Raw genomic sequence first — 17,079 nt, forward strand, 5'->3', positions numbered from 1 at the left:
CTGACAATCGCGGCATGAATTCCAAAACCCCCTACACGATCGACGTGGAGGTCGCTTCCCGCTTCGTTCCCGACCAATCGCAACCCACCGACAACCGCTATGTGTTCGCCTACACGATCACGCTGCGCAACGTCGGTGACACCGGGGCCCAGCTGCTCACGCGGCATTGGGTGATCACCGATGCGAACGGCAAGGTCGAAGAAGTGCGCGGCGACGGCGTCGTCGGCGAGCAACCGTGGATGCGCCCTGGCGACACGTTCGAATACACCTCGGGTGCCGTGCTCGAAACCGCGGTCGGCACCATGGAAGGCAGCTATCGCATGGTCGCGGACGACGGAACGCATTTCGACGCACCCATTCCGGCATTCGTGCTTTCGATCCCCCGCACGCTCCACTAGGATCGACCCATGGATAGTGCGCACGCCGGGAACGGCATCACGGAGCAACAGTACTGATGGCCGTCTACGCGATCGGCGACGTCCAGGGTTGCTACCCCGAACTCCAGCGTCTGCTGGAGAAGCTCCGTTTCGACCCGGCCAGCGACCGGCTGTGGTTTTGCGGAGACCTGGTGAATCGAGGCGGCGAATCGCTGGCCACGTTGCGCCTGATCCACTCGCTGCGCGACCAGTCGGTCATCACGCTGGGCAACCACGACCTCTCGCTGCTGGCGATCGGCCAGCGTCGCGAAGACGCTCAGGCGCGGGTCAATCCCGAACTGCGTGAAGTGCTGTTCGCCGAGGACGCTCCCGTGCTCCTGGAATGGTTGCGCATGCAGAAGCTGCTGCACCATGACGAGGAACTGGGCTGGACGATGATCCACGCCGGCCTCGCGCCCATCTGGACACTGCGCCAGGCGCAGCGCGCCGCGCTGGAAGTGGAACGCGAACTCGGCGGCCCGCGCCATCAGCGCCTGTTGAAGAACCTCTTCGGCAATCGTCCGCCCGGTTGGAACAATCGGTTGCAGGGCGTCGAGCGTCACCGCGCCACGATCAACACGCTCACGCGCATGCGCTATTGCGACGTCAACGGCCGCATCGATTTCGAGGGCAAAGGCATTCCGGGCACACAGAAGCCCGGCATGTACCCATGGTTCGAAGTACCGGGGATGCGTCGTCGCGAGACGAAGATCGTCTGCGGGCATTGGTCCGCTCTGGGGCGTTTCGCGGGCCTTGGCGTCTATGCGATCGACACGGGCTGCGTGTGGGGCGGTCAGCTGACCGCCATGCGTATCGACGTGCCTGAGCCGGTGTATGTCACCGTCGATGCGGAGTCGTATCGGCAGAAGCCTAAGGGCGGCGGGGACTGAGGAAGGGGGAGCCGCCGGCTGCCGTTCTCGTTCGCTAAGTCCTCGTCCGGCCTTCGCCTCCCTGCGGAATCGCTCTGAGAACGACACCCGACGCCTCCCCTCCGGACGGCACGGCGGAGTGTTTGGCAAGCGAGCTCATCTCATCGAACGATGACCGCAAGCAAAGTGCCAAGGAACGCCCCGACAGCGACCAATAGCGCGCCGATGGCATGTCTGACCAGGAATTTTTTTCTTACGGATAAAAGGTGTAACTTCGCGCGACGAAGTCCTGGCCCATCTCCCGGCCGGACGAAATTTCCAGGGCGAAGTAAGTAATCGGCCTTCAGCGCAAAAGAAAAATGCATATCGAGCAGATCACTATCCTCGCGCGCCATATCCTGCGCTGCGACCAGTTCACGCTGAAATCCAAACATATTCTTCGCCAAATACATCAATCCCGGCGCAGCTCCTAAGAAAAAACCTAATGCACCGGAACTCATATATTTTCCTTCGGCAGCGTATCCTTATCGTCTTTCACTGGCTCCACCACGGGGGCGGGGAGCGGGCTGACTACCTGCGCTGGGCCAACGGTTACTGTTGGTGTAACGGGTGATGAGCCAACCCATGTACTTCCTATGGACTTTGCAACCGTTGTATGTATTTCCCCTGGCAACACAGCCAACTTTGGTCCAATAAGTAAAGTCCTCGTCGGTTGGCAGTCGCTGCACATGCTTTGTTCATAACCGATCGAAGCAGGCCCTAGGTTCACGGAACCGCCGACAGAGGCATCGCCGCCGTTGTCAGCCATTTCCTCGGCCGAATCGGCAGCTGAATGACTTAACGCCAATCCGACGCCAAGGCCTAGCTCCGTGCTCGCTGCACCACCGACGGAGCCAACGCCGCCAAGACGCCAAGTCGTCGGGTTAGCGGATGGAAAACTAAAGGTCAGCTGACCTTGAGCAGCGACACCACCCAACCACGATGCGCTCGCCCCAATTCCGATGGCAAAGGTATCTCGTCCATCCGGGTCTATATACCGATAGGGATTATTCTTCGCGTAGCCGTAACGTGTAAAACGGCTTGCATTCCTGCCAGACGGGCGGAGGGGGTCAGTAGTGAGGAAGCGCCCTATACTCGGGTCGTAGTAGCGCTGCTGCATATATGTCAGTGCTATGTCTGCGTCCGTTATATGACCCGTATATCCGGGTCCAGCAGAATTGTCGCCGAGCACTTGTTCGCCGTAAGGACGATAATCAAATGTCGCAACTATGTTGCCGGTGGCGTCCGTCTGTGCCAAGGGTGTGCCCTGTGGATCGGTGTAGTAGTACGTAACCTGTTTCTGGGCCATCGCCATAGGCCAGAAGTTACTCACGACGATCATCGAAACGACCAGAGCATTCTTAGGACATTTACTTTTACGAGCTCTTGCTCGAGATAACCCGAAGCATATTCTTCGCATTCCTTCGTTCCCCCGTAGTCCGTAATCAACCCACCTCTGTAGGCTAATACCTCGGGTGAGTGGTCTGCACTCTATGGCGCTTTTTATTCTGGTTCAAGATATTTAGATGTATCCAACACGATTTGATCCTGCCGGTTGGGAATACTGCCCGCTACCCGATGCTTGGCACTCGCTCTCCTCGATCCCGAGCAGTATTGAACTCACGGTCTCTGAGAAACTCGCAGAGTGACGGCCGATATGGCATCGCGGGGATGGACTTCAATGATGCGGAGTGAACAACTAATCGAGGCACTCCAGCCGAACTGTTCTCGTTCACCACAAAGAAAAAGCGCCCCTCTCACGAGGGGCGCCTTACTGGCCACGTTAGCAAATTTTTGCTCAATCCGCTCGGCCAGTCTTTTTTATTAGCTCAGTTGGCCGTGGCAGTGCTTGTACTTCTTGCCCGACCCGCAGGGACACGGATCGTTGCGGCCGACCTTGGGACCGTCGTTCAAGATCGGTGCCGTCGTCTGGTCGGACTCGGTGTTGCCGCCGCCCTGGCCCATGGCTTGTGCATCGGCGTGCTGGAACTGCAGGCGCTGCGTTTCCGCGGCGCGTTGCTGCTCCGCTTCCATCGCGAGCACTTCTTCTTCGCTGCGAATGCGAATGCGCGCGAGCATCTGCACGACTTCGAGCTTGATGCGGTCGAGCATCTCGGCGAATAGTTCGAACGACTCGCGCTTGAACTCCTGCTTCGGCTGCTTCTGCGCATAACCGCGCAGGTAGATGCCCTGGCGCAGGTAGTCCATGCTGGCGAGGTGCTCCTTCCATGCGTTGTCGACCACCGAGAGCATCACGTGCTTCTCGAGCGAGCGCATGGTTTCCGCACCGACCTGGGCTTCCTTCTCGGCGAACATGGCGTCCACCGCCTCGCGCACGTGGTCGAGGATGCCGTCGGCGTCGATGTCCTTCTGGGTCTCGATCCACTGAACCAGGTCGAGGCGCAGGTTCAGGTCGCTCGCCAGTTCGCGATCGAGGGCGGGGATGTCCCACTGGTCGTCGATGCTGTCCGCCGGCACGTACTTGCGCACGAGCGCCACGACGACGTCCTGGCGGATGTCGACGATCATGTCGGAGATATCGTCGGTCTCGAGCAGTTCGTCGCGCTGCGCATAGATGACCTTGCGCTGGTCGTTCGCGACGTCGTCGAACTCGAGGAGGTTCTTGCGGATGTCGAAGTTGTGCTGCTCGACCTTGCGCTGCACCTTCTCGATCTGGCGCGTGATGAGGCGATCTTCGAGCGCCTCGTCTTCCTTCATGCCGAACATCTGCATCCAGCGGCCGATGCGTTCGCCGCCGAAGATGCGCATCAGGTTGTCCTGCAGCGACAGGTAGAAACGCGAGGAACCCGGATCGCCCTGGCGGCCCGAACGGCCACGCAACTGGTTGTCGATACGACGGGATTCGTGGCGCTCGGTGCCGATGATGTGCAGGCCGCCCGCGGCGAGCACTTGTTCGTGGCGATTCTTCCAGTCCTCGCGAACCTTCTGGCGCTCCGCTTCCGTCGCCGTCTCCGGCAAGGTGGCGAGCGCGGCCTCGAGGCTGCCGCCGAGCACGATGTCCGTTCCGCGGCCGGCCATGTTCGTCGCGATGGTCACGGCCCCGGGGGCGCCCGCCTGGGCCACGATATGCGCTTCGCGTTCGTGCTGCTTCGCGTTGAGCACTTCGTGCGGGATGCGCTCCTGCTTGAGCAGGCCCGACACCAGTTCCGACACGTCGATGGAAGCGGTGCCGACGAGGACCGGCTGGCCGCGCTCGTGGCACGACTTGATGTCGGCGATGACCGCCTTGTACTTCGCTTCCTGCCCGAGGAATACGGAGTCCGGGTTGTCCACGCGGATCATCGGCTTGTGCGTCGGGATCACGACGACTTCCAGGCCGTAAACCGTCTGGAACTCGTACGCTTCCGTGTCGGCCGTACCGGTCATGCCGGCCAGCTTCTTGTACATGCGGAACAGGTTCTGGAACGTGACCGTCGCCAGGGTCTGGTTCTCGCGCTGGATGGGCACGCCTTCCTTCGCTTCCACCGCCTGGTGCAGGCCATCGGACCAGCGGCGGCCAGCCAGCGTACGGCCGGTGAACTCGTCGACGATGATGACTTCGCCGTCGCGGACGATGTAGTCGACGTCGCGCTGGTAGATGGCGTTGGCGCGCAGCGCCGCGTTCATGTGATGGACGACGGCGAGGTTCTTCGAATCGTACAGCCCGCTATCGGGATCGATGACACCCGCCTCGCGCAGCAGTTGCTCGGCGTGCTCCATGCCCTCTTCGGACATATGCACCTGCTTCTGCTTTTCATCGACGAAATAATCGCCCGGGCCGTCTTCCTTTTCCTGGCGCGTCAGGCCCGGCACGATCTTGTTCACCGCGATGTACAGCTGCGGGGAATCCTCTGCGGGACCGGAGATGATGAGCGGTGTGCGGGCTTCGTCGATCAGGATCGAATCGACCTCGTCGACGATGGCGTAGTGCAGGCCGCGCTGGTTGCGCTGTTCCTTGCTGAGCGCCATGTTGTCGCGCAGGTAATCGAAGCCGAACTCGTTGTTGGTGCCGTAGGTGATGTCGGACTGGTAGGCGCTGCGCTTGTCGGCGTGGTCCATGCCCGGATACACGACGCCGACGCTGAGGCCGAGGAAGTTGTAGAGCTTGCCCATCTGCGCCGAATCGCGACGCGCCAGGTAGTCGTTCACGGTGACCACGTGTACGCCCTTGCCTTCCAGGGCGTTGAGGTACACCGGCAGCGTGCCGACCAGGGTCTTGCCTTCGCCGGTGCGCATTTCCGCGATCCGGCCGCCGTGCAGGACCATGCCGCCGATCAGCTGCACGTCGTAATGACGCATGCCGAGGACGCGCTTGGCTCCCTCGCGGGTGACCGCGAAGGCTTCGGGCAGCAATTTGTCGAGGGTTTCACCGGCGGCGAGGCGCTGGCGGAATTCCTCGGTCTTCCCACGCAGGGCGTCGTCGGAAAGCTTTTCGTATTCCGGTTCGAGGGCGTTGATGCGCTTGACCGTCTTGGAGAGGTCGCGCAGGACACGCTCGTTACGGCTGCCGAAAATACTCGTCAGGGCACGATTGAACATCGATCATCCGGATCTGAAGCGAAAAGGGCTGCCGAACGGCCATGGCCGGCCGGCACGAAGGGACGATCATACTACGGGCGTCCCCGGCTTTCCTCGGGGTGGCGGCGGGCCCGGCAGGATTCAAGCCTTCTCAACGGTGGCTGCGGACGTAGGCGAGCGGGTTCACCACGCGGTCGTGGTACCAGACCTCGAAGTGAACGTGCGAGCCCGTCGAGCGCCCGGTGGAGCCGGCCTTCGCGATGGCATCGCCGACCCGGACGCGCTGCCCGGGGTGCACCAGGATAACGCTGTTATGGGCGTACCGGGTCATGTAACCGTTGCCATGGTCGATTTCGACGACGTCGCCATAACCACTGCGCTGACCGGCAAAGGTGACCATCCCTTCGGCGACCGCCGTCACGGGCGTACCCGTGGGCGCGGCGATATCGATGCCCGTATGGCGGGCGGCATGGCCGCTGAAGGGGTCCGGCCGCCCTCCGAAATAAGAGGAAATGTAGCCGTTCACCGGCATGCCGGTGGGTCGAAGGCTGGATTCGATGTTGCGGTCCATCAGCATGTCGCGCAACGCCTCGAGCTGAGCCTGCTGGGTATCGAACTGGCCTGAGAGCTGGTCGATGCTCTTGTCCAGCGAGGCCGGCAAGGCGTAGGCGGGGGCGTCGGCGCCGGTGGTGAGTTCCGGCCCGCCCTGGCCTGGCTCCTCGTCGAAATCGAATTCGCCGTCGTCCAGCTTACCCACCTGGGTCAGTCGTTCCCCGAGGGCATTGAGACGAACGGATTGGGCCTGGAGCTGGCCCAGCTTCACAGCAAGGGCGTCGAGGTCGCGCTGGGCGTCCCGCTTGATAGCAGCGACCCGGGCGTCCTGGTCGCCCACCCGCTGCGCGAGGCTACCGATATCCCCCAGCGCGCGCTGCTTCGGGCTGGCCACCGCGAGCGCCACGCCCGCCCCGGCACAGGCGATAGCCACGAAACCGGCCAGGCCCATCAGGGCGAATTTGCAGCGCAGGCGCCGGCAAGTCAGGTCGAGCGTTTTCGGCCCTTTCAGGCCGCGAGACACGAGTATGATCTGCATACGTTCCACATCGAATAGTTAAAGCCGGCCCATGCCACCGCCATCCCAGCCGCCCCGCCGCTCCACTCGTGGACTGACGTCCATCACGGAGTTCGGGCCTGTCGCATCGCTGGCCCAACGGGCCCGCCAACTCGACCAACTGGATCGCCAGCTGCGCGCGACATTGCCCTCGCCATTGCGTGACCAGGTCCGTTTCGCGGACCTGCGCGATGGCAGGCTCGTCTTCCTTGCGCCCTCGTCGGCCTGGGCTTCGCGGGTACGCCTTTACCAGACGCAAATCCTCGAAGCCGCTCGCGCCATCGGCACGAAGGCCCACTCGGTTGCCGTGAAAGTGGCCCCCCTACCGCCCGTGGAAGTGATCCCCGACCGGCACAAACCGCTTTCCACCTCGGCGGCCCGACATCTTCGGAGCGCCGCGGCGTCACTCTCGGACCCCACGTTGCGGGATCTGTTCCTTGAATTGGCCTCGAAGGCCGAAAATTCAGATTAATCCTAGGTTTGCGTTCACCTTCGGTGATCCGTAAGTACCCACGGATCCACAAGGGCGGCAAACTTTATAGCACGCATGAAGCGCCTGAGTGCCTAAATTGCACATAAATTTCACGGACGTGACGTGGGTCACGGGCGGTCTCACGCGTCCAGGAGGCCACTAACTGGCTTGGTAGGAAGCCGCCGCTTCAACTGTGGGAGCCGACCCTGTCGGCGATGGGTGCTTGCCGTAGGCCGGCCCGCTGCCGCGGGATCGCCGACAAGGTCGGCTCCCACCAAGGCCCCTGCTAAACCGCAGGGGTCCGCAATGAAAAAGGCCGCGATTGCTCGCGGCCTTTTTCATTGCGGATAGCCCGGAGGGCGCCGCCGGGGGTCGCCCCGAAGGGCGGCGCCTTACACCGCCTGGGCGGGGTGGGCGTAGGAGATCGGTGCCTTGGCGGGATCCTTGAAGCTGACTTCTTCCCACGCCGTGGCGTCGGCCATGAGGCTGCGGAGCAGCTTGTTGTTGAGCTCGTGACCCGACTTGTGCGCGGAGTACGCGCCGATCAGGCTGTGGCCCAGCATGTAGATGTCACCGATGGCGTCGAGGATCTTGTGCTTGACGAATTCGTTGTCGTAACGGAGCCCGTCTTCGTTGAGCACACGGTAGTCGTCGAGCACCACGGCGTTGTCCATCGAGCCGCCGAGCGTGAGGTTGCGCTCGCGGAGCATTTCGATGTCACGCATGAAACCGAACGTGCGGGCACGGCTGACTTCCTTGACGAACGAGGTCGTCGAGAAATCCATCTCGGCCTGCGAATTGCGCTTGTTGAACAACGGGTGGTCGAACTCGACGGAGAAACCGACCTTGAAGCCGTCGAACGGCTCGAGCTTGGCCCACTTGTCGCCGTCCTGCACGATCACCGGCTTCTTGATGCGGATGAAGCGCTTGGCCGCTTCCTGTTCCTCGATGCCAGCGGACTGGATCAGGAACACGAACGGACCGGCGCTGCCGTCCATGATCGGCACTTCAGGCGCCGAGAGGTCGACGTAGGCGTTGTCGATACCGAGACCGGCCATGGCCGAGAGCAGGTGCTCGACGGTAGAGACGCGAACGTCGCCATTGATGAGCGTGGTGGAAAGACGCGTGTCACCGACGTTCTCCGGGCGCGAGTGCAACTCGACCGGCGGATTGAGATCGGTACGGCGGAACACGATGCCCGTGTTCGGCGCCGCTGGACGAAGTGTCATGTACACCTTGTCGCCGGTATGAAGACCGACGCCCGTGGCGCGAATGATGTTCTTGAGCGTGCGCTGCTTGATCATGTTGGGTCGAACCTTGTTGGCAGCAGCCTAAAGTGGCGAACATGCTAACACAGTCTTAACCTCGGAATAAACAAACCAGACGGTACAGTCCAGCATTGCTTCACCGTTCCTTCAGCAAGAACCGCGATCCATTCTCATCTGGCCTGCGACTGAAATAGCGCCCATTCAATGACTTGCAAGTGACTGATATCGCTTGCAGGTTTTCCCGTCGAGGCACGGCGGTGCCCCGCCGCCCGGAACGGGACGGCGGCGAGGCACCGGGCGGCCCGGCGTCGTGCCGGGTCGGCCTCACGTTTTCCTTAACGTGCCTTCAGCGGTGAGTGCCGGTCAGTCGGCCTGGCGGCGCAGGAACGCCGGGATATCCAGGTAGTCGATAGCCGGTTCCGCGTTCTTCTGCGGCTGGGCGGGTTCCGAACGGACCGAAGGCATCGCATCGGCCTGCGCGTAATCCACCACCTCGTTGCCGGTGCCCGTGCGCAGCACGACCGGGCGCGGACGCTGGCGCATTTCCACATGCTGCTGGACCGGCTGACGCACCGGCTGCTTGGTGGCGACACCGCGGTTGAGGCCCGTGGCGACGACCGTCACGCGCACGTCGTCCTGCATTTCCGGGTCGAGCGAGGTGCCGATCACGACGGTCGCGTCTTCCGAAGCGAAGTCGTGGATCACCCGGCCGATCTCGTCGAACTCACGCATGGTGAGGTTCGGGCCGGCGGTCACGTTGACCAGGATGCCGCAGGCGCCGGCGAGGTTCACGTCCTCGAGCAGCGGGTTGTTGATCGCCGCTTCCGCGGCGGCCTGGGCGCGATCGTCGCCGCGGGCGGTGCCCGAGCCCATCATCGCCATGCCCATCTCGCTCATGACCGTGCGGACGTCGGCGAAGTCGACGTTGATCAGGCCGGGGGCCGTGATCAGGTCGGCGATGCCCTGGACCGCGCCCTGGAGCACGTCGTTGGCCGCCTTGAAGGCGTTGAGCAGGGTCACTTCCCGGCCCAGCACCGAGAGCAGCTTCTCGTTCGGCACGGTGATCAGCGAGTCGACGTGCTGGGAGAGGTCCTCGATACCCTTGAGGGCCACCTGCATGCGGCGACGGCCTTCGAAGGGGAACGGCTTGGTCACTACCGCGACCGTCAGGATGCCCTTCTCCTTCGCCAGCTGGGCAACGACCGGCGCGGCGCCGGTACCCGTGCCACCGCCCATGCCGGCGGTGATGAAGACCATGTCCGCGCCTTCGAGCATTTCCTCGATGCGCTCACGGTCTTCCAGCGCGGCCTGGCGGCCGACTTCCGGGTTCGCACCGGCACCCAGGCCCTTGGTGACGTTGCCACCGAGCTGGAGGTGGGTACGCGAAGCGCAGCTCTTCATCGCCTGCGCGTCGGTGTTGGCGACGACGAACTCGACGCCTTCGATGTTGGAATTCACCATGTGGGCTACGGCGTTACCGCCGCCGCCACCCACGCCGATGACCTTGATGACCGCATTCGGTGCCAGTTTTTCGATCAGTTCAAACATTTCCCGTCCTCCGCAGAACTTTTAGTTTTTTTGGTTTATGTCCCGTGTCCGACTCCTGTCGGCCGCGGGTTGCGGGCCTTCCTCGTGCCCCGGCGCCCCCCTTCCATCGGGCACCGACAATCCGGTGAATCGAACTTCAGAAGTTCTTGGTGAACCAACTCCGGAACTTCTCGACCACGCTGCCGACGTTGCCGACAGCCGAACTCGCATGACGCGAACCGGCGCTCGACCGCGAGCCATGCAGGAGCAGGCCCACGCCGGTCGAGTGCAGTTCGCTGGAAACGACGTCGCCCAGGCCCGAGATGTGCTGCGGGACACCGATGCGCACCATCTTGTGGAAGATCTCCTCGGCCAGTTCCAGGGCGCCCTCCATGCGCGAGGCGCCGCCGGTCAGGACGATGCCCGCGGCGACGAGGCTCTCGTACCCCGAGCGGCGCAGTTCGTCCTGGACCATCTCGAAGATCTCCTCGTAGCGCGCCTGCACCGACTGCGCGAGCGCCTGTCGCGCGAGGCGGCGCGGCGGACGGTCGCCAACGCTGGGCACCTGGATGGTTTCTTCCGCGTGCGCGAGCTGGGCCAGCGCGCAGGCGTACTTGATCTTGATCTCTTCCGCGTGCGCGGTCGGCGTGTGAACGCCATAGGCGATGTCGTTGGTGACCTGGTCGCCGCCGACCGGGAGCGATTTGGTATAGCGAATGGCGCCTTGCGTGTAGATGGCGATATCGGTGGTGCCCGCGCCGATGTCGACGAGGCAGACGCCGAGTTCCAGTTCGTCTTCCGTGAGCACGGCCTTTGCGCTGGCGACGGCCGCCGGCACGAGCTCGTCCACCGACAGGCCGCAACGCTGGATGCACTTGGAAATGTTCTGCACCGCGCTCGCCGCACCGGTCACCAGGTGCACGCTGGCTTCCAGGCGTACGCCACTCATGCCGACCGGATGGCGGATGCCGTCCTGGCCGTCGATGCGATATTCCTGCGATTCCTTGTAGAGAACCTTGCGGTCCGCCGGGATGGCGACCGCGCTGGCGGCTTCCAGCACCTGCTCGAGATCGGCCGACATCACCTCGCGGTCGCGGATGGCCGCGGTACCGTGCGAGTTGCGCGTTTCCAGGTGGCTACCCGAGATCGAGGCGTATACCGAACGAATATCGCAACCCGCCATCAGTTCGGCTTCCTCCACCGCGCGCTGGATGGAATGCACGGTGGATTCGATGTCGACCACCGATCCACGCTTCATGCCACGCGAGACGTGCGTGCCGATACCGATCACCTCGATCGGTTCGCCCGGTTCGTATTCGCCCACGATCGCGACCACCTTCGAGGTTCCGATGTCGAGGCCGACGACGAGCTGTTTGTCGTTCTTGTTTCTCATGGTTAGCTCAGCTTCCGACCTTGGGTGTGGCCGTGGTTTCCGGTTGCGGCCACCGGATGGCGAATCCGTTGGTGTAACGCAGGTCGGCATAGGCGAAACCGCCCTGCCGGCCTGCAACGAGTTGCGGGTAGACATCGAGGAAGCGCGCGAGACGGCGATCGGCCTGGTCGCGATCGCCGATCACGATTTCGGCACCGCTGTCGGTGGTGACACTCCAGCTCCCGCGCTCGCTCAGGCTGACGCCGACGATGGACAGGCCCGTGCGCCCCTCGAAGGACTTGCGTGCCTGCGCGTAGAAACTCACCACCTCGGCAAGGCGCGAATCGGGACCGCGCAGTCGCGGAAGGTCACCCATCTGGTCGGCACCCGGCGCGTCGAAAACGAGGCCCTGGCGGCTGATCAGACGGTCTTCGTTCCAGCGCGCGAACGGCTGCCGTTCGTAGATACGAACCAGCAGCGTATCGGGCCAGCGCTTGCGCACCTCCACCGACTCCACCCAGGGCAGCGCACCGATTGCATGGCGCACGTCTTCCAGATCCGTGGCGAAGAATCCCTTGCCGAGCCGCGGCAGCACGGCGCTGCGGATCTGTTCGGCGCTGACGTGCGCGAACTCCGCCTCGACCTTGAGCTGCGTCACCGGCCAGCGGCCGGCGGCGAACCAACCCTGCATCACGCCGACCACGGGCAACACCACCAGCGTGATGGCGATACCCCAGGCGACGATCCGCGTGGCGGCGACTCCCTTCATGCCTTCGCGCCCTCCCGCTGCATCGAGGTCTCGAGGATCCGCCAGCACAGGGCGGCATAGTCCAGGCCCGCGGCGGCAGCGGCCTTGGGCACGAGCGAATGCGAGGTCATGCCCGGCGCGGTGTTCACTTCGAGCAACCAGTTCTTGCCGTGATGGTCACGCATCACGTCGACGCGGCCCCAACCCACGCAGTCGAGCGCGTCGAAGGCCCGCAGCGCGAGCGCGCGCATGGCTTCCTCTTCCTCGCCCGACAGGCCGGGCACGATGTACTGCGTGTCTTCCGCGATGTACTTGGCGTTGTAATCGTAATATTCGCCCTTGGGGACGATCTTGATCGTGGGCAGCACTTCGCGGCCGAGGATGCCGACGGTGAATTCGCCACCTTCGTTCCCGTCGCCCTCGATGAGGGTCTCCATAAGCATGTCGCCCGGATACTTGCGCGCCAGTTCGACCGCCGCGTCGAGGCCGGATTCGTCGAACACGCGCGTCACGCCCACGCTGGAACCTTCCCAGGCCGGCTTCACGATCAGCGGGAAACCGACTTCGCGCGCTGCGGCGTGCACGTCGGCACCGCGCGGCAACGCCTTGAACTTCGGAGTCGGCAGGCCGAGGGCGATCCACACCTGCTTGGCGCGCACCTTGTCCAGCGCCAGCGCCGAACCCAGCACGCCCGAGCCCGTGTAGGGCACGCCGAGTGACTGCAGGGCTCCCTGCAGTTCGCCATTTTCGCCGCCGGCGCCGTGGAGGATGTTGAACACGCGCGCGAAATGGCCCGCGCGCACGGCGTCGAGCAAGGCGGGAATACCGTCGATCAGGTGGGCATCCACGCCACTGGAGCGCAGGGCCTCGAACACGCCGCGACCGGAGTCGAGCGACACGTCGCGCTCGGCCGAATTGCCGCCCATCACGACGGCGACGCGGCCGAAATCGGCGGCGTCCGTGACGGTGCGGGGGAAGCGGGTACTGCTCATCACGTACGAGTCCTCAGGTTGCCGGCGTTGGCCAGCTCGATGGCCGCCGCGCCGATGTCGCCGGCGCCGAGCAGCATGATCAGGTCGCCGTCCCGCGCGAGGGCGGGCAGCGTGTCGCGCAGGTCGCGCGGATGGTCGACGAGAACCGGATCGGTCTTTCCCCGCGCGCGGATCGCACGCGCCAGGGCTCGCCCGTCCGCACCGGGAATGGGCGACTCGCCAGCCGGGTACACCTCGGTCAGCACGAGCACGTCCACCTCGGCGAGCACCTTGGCGAAGTCGTCGAGCAGGTCGCGCGTGCGGCTGTAGCGATGCGGCTGGAAGGCGACCACGAGGCGGCGCTCGGGCCAGCCACCACGCGCGGCGGCGAACACGGCGGCCAACTCGCGCGGATGGTGGCCGTAGTCGTCCACCAACAACGCGCTGCCCGTATCCAGTGCGATCTCGCCACGGCGATGGAAGCGACGGCCGACGCCTTCGAAACGTGCCAGCGCATGCGCGATCGCTTCCGCTTCCACGCCCAGCTGCCAGCCCACCGCCGCGGCGGCGAGCGCGTTCTGCACGTTGTGCCGGCCCGGCAGGTTCAGCGTCACCGGCAACGTGCCGGCCATGCCGGGCAGGTGCAGGTCGAAATGCATCTCGAAACCGACCTGGCGCACGTTGCTCGCCGTCACGTCCGCGCCCGGCTTGTCGATGCCGTAGGTGAGCAGACGGCGCGAGGTGTCCTCGGCCAGCTTCGCCGTTTCCTCGTCGTCGATGCACAGCACGGCCAGGCCGTAGAACGGCAGGCGATGCAGGAAATCGCCGAAGGCTTTCTTCACCTGGCCGAAATCGCCGTTGTAGTTCTCGAGATGGTCGGCGTCGATGTTGGTCACGACCGCGATCACCGGGGAGAGCATCAGGAACGAGCCGTCGGATTCATCGGCTTCGGCCACGAGGTATTGCCCCGTACCCAGTCGCGCGTTCGCGCCGGCGGCGTTGAGCTGCCCGCCGATGACGAAGGTCGGATCGTAGTCGGCCTCGGCCAGCACGCTCGCCACCAGGCTCGTCGTCGTGGTCTTGCCATGCGTGCCGGCGATGGCGATGCCGCGGCGGAAACGCATCAGTTCGCCGAGCATTTCCGCACGGGGCACGATCGGGATGCGCGCGGCGCGCGCGGCGACGAGCTCCGCATTGTCCTGGCGGATCGCGCTCGAAGTGACGATCACGTCGGCGCCATCCACGTTCGAGGCTTCGTGGCCGATGTGCACCTCGATACCCAGCTTGGCGAGGCGTTCCGTGGTCGGCGAGTGCGCGCGGTCGGAACCGGACACGCTGTAACCGAGGTTGCACAGCACCTCGGCGATGCCGCTCATGCCAACGCCGCCCACGCCGATGAAATGGACACGGCGGAACGAGGTCATGAAATCTTCGTGGGCACGCAAACGACCGGGCGTCATGCGGAAACCTCCATGCAGTGACGGGCAATCGTTGCTGCTGCGTCGGGCTTGGCCAGCGTGCGGGACGCGTTGGCGGCTGAAAGGATCTGCTGGCGGTCCAGCATCATGTCGAACAGGATGGTCGCGAGCGCCTCCTCGGCACCGGGCAGATTCAGCGTGGCGTCGGGCACCAGCCGTGCGCCGCCGACGTCGACCATGGCGCGCGCGTTGACCGTCTGGTGGTCGTCCACGGCGTGCGGGAACGGCACCAGCAAGGCTTCGATACCCACGGCGCACAGTTCCGCCACGGTCAGCGCACCGGCACGGCAAACCACGATATCGGCCCACTCGTAGGCGCCGGCCATGTCTTCGATGAAGGGCACGATGGTGGCGGCCACGGCCGCCTCGGTGTACGCGTCGCGCGCTTCCTCGAGGCCGCGCTCGCCGGTCTGGTGGACCACTTCCGGCTCGGCGTTATCGAGGCTGGCATTGCCGCGCATATGCGCGAGCGCTTTGGGGATCACGAGATTGAGTGTGCGGGCGCCGAGGCTACCGCCCAGCACGAGCAGGCGAACGCGCCCGGTCCGGCCGGCCAGGCGTTCCTCCGGCGGTGGCAGGGCGGCGATCCGCGCGCGTACCGGGTTGCCCACCCACTCGCCGTTCGGCAACACATTCGGGAAACCCGTCAGGACCTTCCTGGCGAACGAGGCGAGCTTGCGGTTCGTGAACCCGGCGACGGCGTTCTGCTCGTGCACGACCAGCGGGATTCCCGCGATCCGCGCGGCGACGCCGGCCGGTCCGGCCACGTAGCCGCCCATCGAAAGGACGCAGCGCGGACGCAGCGTGCGCAGGAGTTTCAGCGAAGCGAACAACGCACGGGCGAGCATCAGCGGCGCGAGGACACGCGTCTTCATGCCCTTGCCGCGCAGTCCGCCGACCGCGACGGTATGCAGGTCCAGGCCATGCGCGGGCACCACGCGCGTCTCCATGCCGCCCTCGGCACCGAGCCAGGCCACGGGGATACCGAGCGAACGCAGTTCGTCCGCGACGGCTAGGCCGGGGAAGATGTGGCCACCGGTACCGCCGGCCATGATCAGCACGGGCGCGTTCATGCCATGCCTCCCGCCGCGGCGGCGGAATCGGGCACGGCGTTCGCGGGAAGGCGCACCGCCGTCTGTCGCGCGTCTTCGGCGCGGTTGATCTCGAAGGTGGCGCGCAGCAGCACGCCGACCATCGCGCAGGTCATCAGCACGGACGAACCGCCCGAACTGATCAGCGGCAGGGTGAGGCCCTTGGTCGGCAGCACGCCCAGGTTCACGCCGATCGACACCATCGCCTGAAAGCCGATCATCAGCGAGATGCCGTAGGCCACGTAGCCGGAGAAGCGATGACCGAGTTCAACGCCCTTGAGGCCCATGTAGAGGCCGCGGCCGACCAGCACGACGTAGAGGAAAATGACGACCATGATCCCGGCGAGGCCGAGCTCCTCGGCCAGCACCGCGAGAATGAAGTCGGTGTGCGCCTCGGGCAGGTAGAACAGCTTCTGGACGCTGGAGCCCAACCCCACGCCGGTCCATTCGCCGCGACCCACGGCGATCAACGCCTGGGTCAGCTGGAAGCCGTCGTTGAAGGGGTCTTTCCATGGATCGAGGAAGGAAGTGAGGCGCTTGATGCGGTAATCCTCCGCCGTGGCCGCGTAGATCAGCGCGGGCACCAGCGGCGTGGCGAGCACCAGCAGGTTGCGCATGCGCGCACCCGCCAGCCAGACCATGCCGACGGTGGTGGCGACGACCAGCGCGGCCGAGCCGAAGTCGGGCTGGGCCAGCAGCAGCAACACGATGAAACCGGCGACGCCCACCGGCTTCACCACGCCGAACAATTCGTACTCCACGCCTTCGCGATGACGCACGAGATAGCTCGACAGATAGGCGACGAGGATGAGCTTCACCGCCTCGACCGGCTGGAAACTGGTGACCAGCAGGTTCACCCAGCGCCGCGCGCCGTTGATGCGCATGCCGAACACCGGCAGGAACACCATCAGCAGCATGATGATGCCCACCAGCAGGAGCAGGAAGCTGTGCTTCTCCAGCGTCTTCAGTTCCGTACGCATCGCGGCGGCGGCGAGGCAGCCACCGAGGAACAGGAAGACGAGGTGGCGCTTCAGGTAATAGAAGGCGCCCTGGTGCGAGCCGTCGGCCACGGCGATCGAACTGGAGGTGACCATCACCACGCCCAGGGCGGCCAACGCGAGCGCGGCCACGAGCAAGGGGAGGTCGAAGCTCCCCCGCGGGCCCTGACGGCGTTTCGCCTGCTTGTTACCGAAGCCGAACAT

15 protein-coding genes are annotated in these 17,079 nt (G+C 64.5%); 3 read left to right on the top strand and 12 right to left on the bottom strand.

Annotated elements, in window-relative coordinates; genetic code table 11:
• Positions 1-14: 14 nt before the first annotated feature.
• Positions 15-398 (top strand): Co2+/Mg2+ efflux protein ApaG, encoded by a 384-nt coding sequence (gene apaG / locus QFZ41_RS06670; protein WP_429198034.1) that lies wholly within the window; start codon positions 15-17, stop codon positions 396-398.
• 56 nt (positions 399-454) lie between these two features.
• Entirely contained in the window at positions 455-1,306 is an 852-nt protein-coding gene (locus tag QFZ41_RS06675; protein ID WP_429198035.1) for a symmetrical bis(5'-nucleosyl)-tetraphosphatase, read from the top strand.
• Between the two features lie 140 nt (positions 1,307-1,446).
• Here QFZ41_RS06675 and QFZ41_RS06680 read toward each other — a convergent pair whose 3' ends face one another.
• The 4 genes from QFZ41_RS06680 to QFZ41_RS06695 form a co-directional block, all read right to left on the bottom strand.
• Entirely contained in the window at positions 1,447-1,785 is a 339-nt protein-coding gene (locus tag QFZ41_RS06680) for a hypothetical protein (RefSeq protein ID WP_429198036.1), read from the bottom strand.
• The gene (locus QFZ41_RS06685; protein ID WP_429198037.1) at positions 1,782-2,666 is read right to left on the bottom strand and encodes an RHS repeat-associated core domain-containing protein; all 885 of its coding nucleotides are present in this window, start codon (positions 2,664-2,666) and stop codon (positions 1,782-1,784) included. The genes QFZ41_RS06680 and QFZ41_RS06685 overlap by 4 nt, the downstream gene beginning before the upstream one ends.
• Positions 2,667-3,148: 482 nt before the next feature.
• Complete coding sequence (gene secA, locus QFZ41_RS06690) at positions 3,149-5,863, bottom strand: preprotein translocase subunit SecA (RefSeq protein WP_429198038.1); 2,715 nt, start codon at positions 5,861-5,863, stop codon at positions 3,149-3,151.
• 130 nt (positions 5,864-5,993) lie between these two features.
• The gene (locus tag QFZ41_RS06695; RefSeq protein WP_429198039.1) at positions 5,994-6,932 is read right to left on the bottom strand and encodes a M23 family metallopeptidase; all 939 of its coding nucleotides are present in this window, start codon (positions 6,930-6,932) and stop codon (positions 5,994-5,996) included.
• Between the two features lie 31 nt (positions 6,933-6,963).
• Between QFZ41_RS06695 and QFZ41_RS06700 the strand changes: the two genes are divergently transcribed.
• A complete protein-coding gene (locus tag QFZ41_RS06700) occupies positions 6,964-7,422 on the top strand; it encodes a DciA family protein (RefSeq protein ID WP_429198040.1) in 459 nt (152 codons plus the stop codon).
• 392 nt (positions 7,423-7,814) lie between these two features.
• Here QFZ41_RS06700 and lpxC read toward each other — a convergent pair whose 3' ends face one another.
• The 8 genes from lpxC to ftsW all read right to left on the bottom strand — a co-directional run bounded on the left by lpxC (position 7,815) and on the right by ftsW (position 17,079).
• Positions 7,815-8,726 (bottom strand): UDP-3-O-acyl-N-acetylglucosamine deacetylase, encoded by a 912-nt coding sequence (lpxC, locus tag QFZ41_RS06705; RefSeq protein ID WP_429198041.1) that lies wholly within the window; start codon positions 8,724-8,726, stop codon positions 7,815-7,817.
• A gap of 327 nt (positions 8,727-9,053) precedes the next feature.
• A complete protein-coding gene (gene ftsZ, locus QFZ41_RS06710) occupies positions 9,054-10,238 on the bottom strand; it encodes a cell division protein FtsZ (RefSeq protein WP_429198042.1) in 1,185 nt (394 codons plus the stop codon).
• A 136-nt stretch (positions 10,239-10,374) separates the two neighbouring features.
• A complete protein-coding gene (gene ftsA / locus QFZ41_RS06715; RefSeq protein ID WP_429198043.1) occupies positions 10,375-11,610 on the bottom strand; it encodes a cell division protein FtsA in 1,236 nt (411 codons plus the stop codon).
• Between the two features lie 7 nt (positions 11,611-11,617).
• Positions 11,618-12,358, bottom strand: a complete 741-nt coding sequence (locus QFZ41_RS06720; protein ID WP_429198044.1) for a cell division protein FtsQ/DivIB — start codon at positions 12,356-12,358, stop codon at positions 11,618-11,620.
• Positions 12,355-13,329, bottom strand: coding sequence for a D-alanine--D-alanine ligase (locus QFZ41_RS06725; RefSeq protein ID WP_429198045.1), 975 nt, complete (start codon positions 13,327-13,329; stop codon positions 12,355-12,357). The genes QFZ41_RS06720 and QFZ41_RS06725 overlap by 4 nt, the downstream gene beginning before the upstream one ends.
• Complete coding sequence (gene murC, locus QFZ41_RS06730) at positions 13,329-14,768, bottom strand: UDP-N-acetylmuramate--L-alanine ligase (protein ID WP_429198046.1); 1,440 nt, start codon at positions 14,766-14,768, stop codon at positions 13,329-13,331. The genes QFZ41_RS06725 and murC overlap by 1 nt, the downstream gene beginning before the upstream one ends.
• The gene (murG, locus tag QFZ41_RS06735; RefSeq protein ID WP_429198047.1) at positions 14,765-15,859 is read right to left on the bottom strand and encodes an undecaprenyldiphospho-muramoylpentapeptide beta-N-acetylglucosaminyltransferase; all 1,095 of its coding nucleotides are present in this window, start codon (positions 15,857-15,859) and stop codon (positions 14,765-14,767) included. Before murG ends, murC begins: the two co-directional genes overlap by 4 nt.
• Positions 15,856-17,079 (bottom strand): putative lipid II flippase FtsW, encoded by a 1,224-nt coding sequence (gene ftsW / locus QFZ41_RS06740; protein WP_429198048.1) that lies wholly within the window; start codon positions 17,077-17,079, stop codon positions 15,856-15,858. The genes murG and ftsW overlap by 4 nt, the downstream gene beginning before the upstream one ends.

This window comes from Luteibacter sp. W1I16, from assembly GCF_050434905.1.
Taxonomy (GTDB): Bacteria; Pseudomonadota; Gammaproteobacteria; order Xanthomonadales; family Rhodanobacteraceae; genus Luteibacter.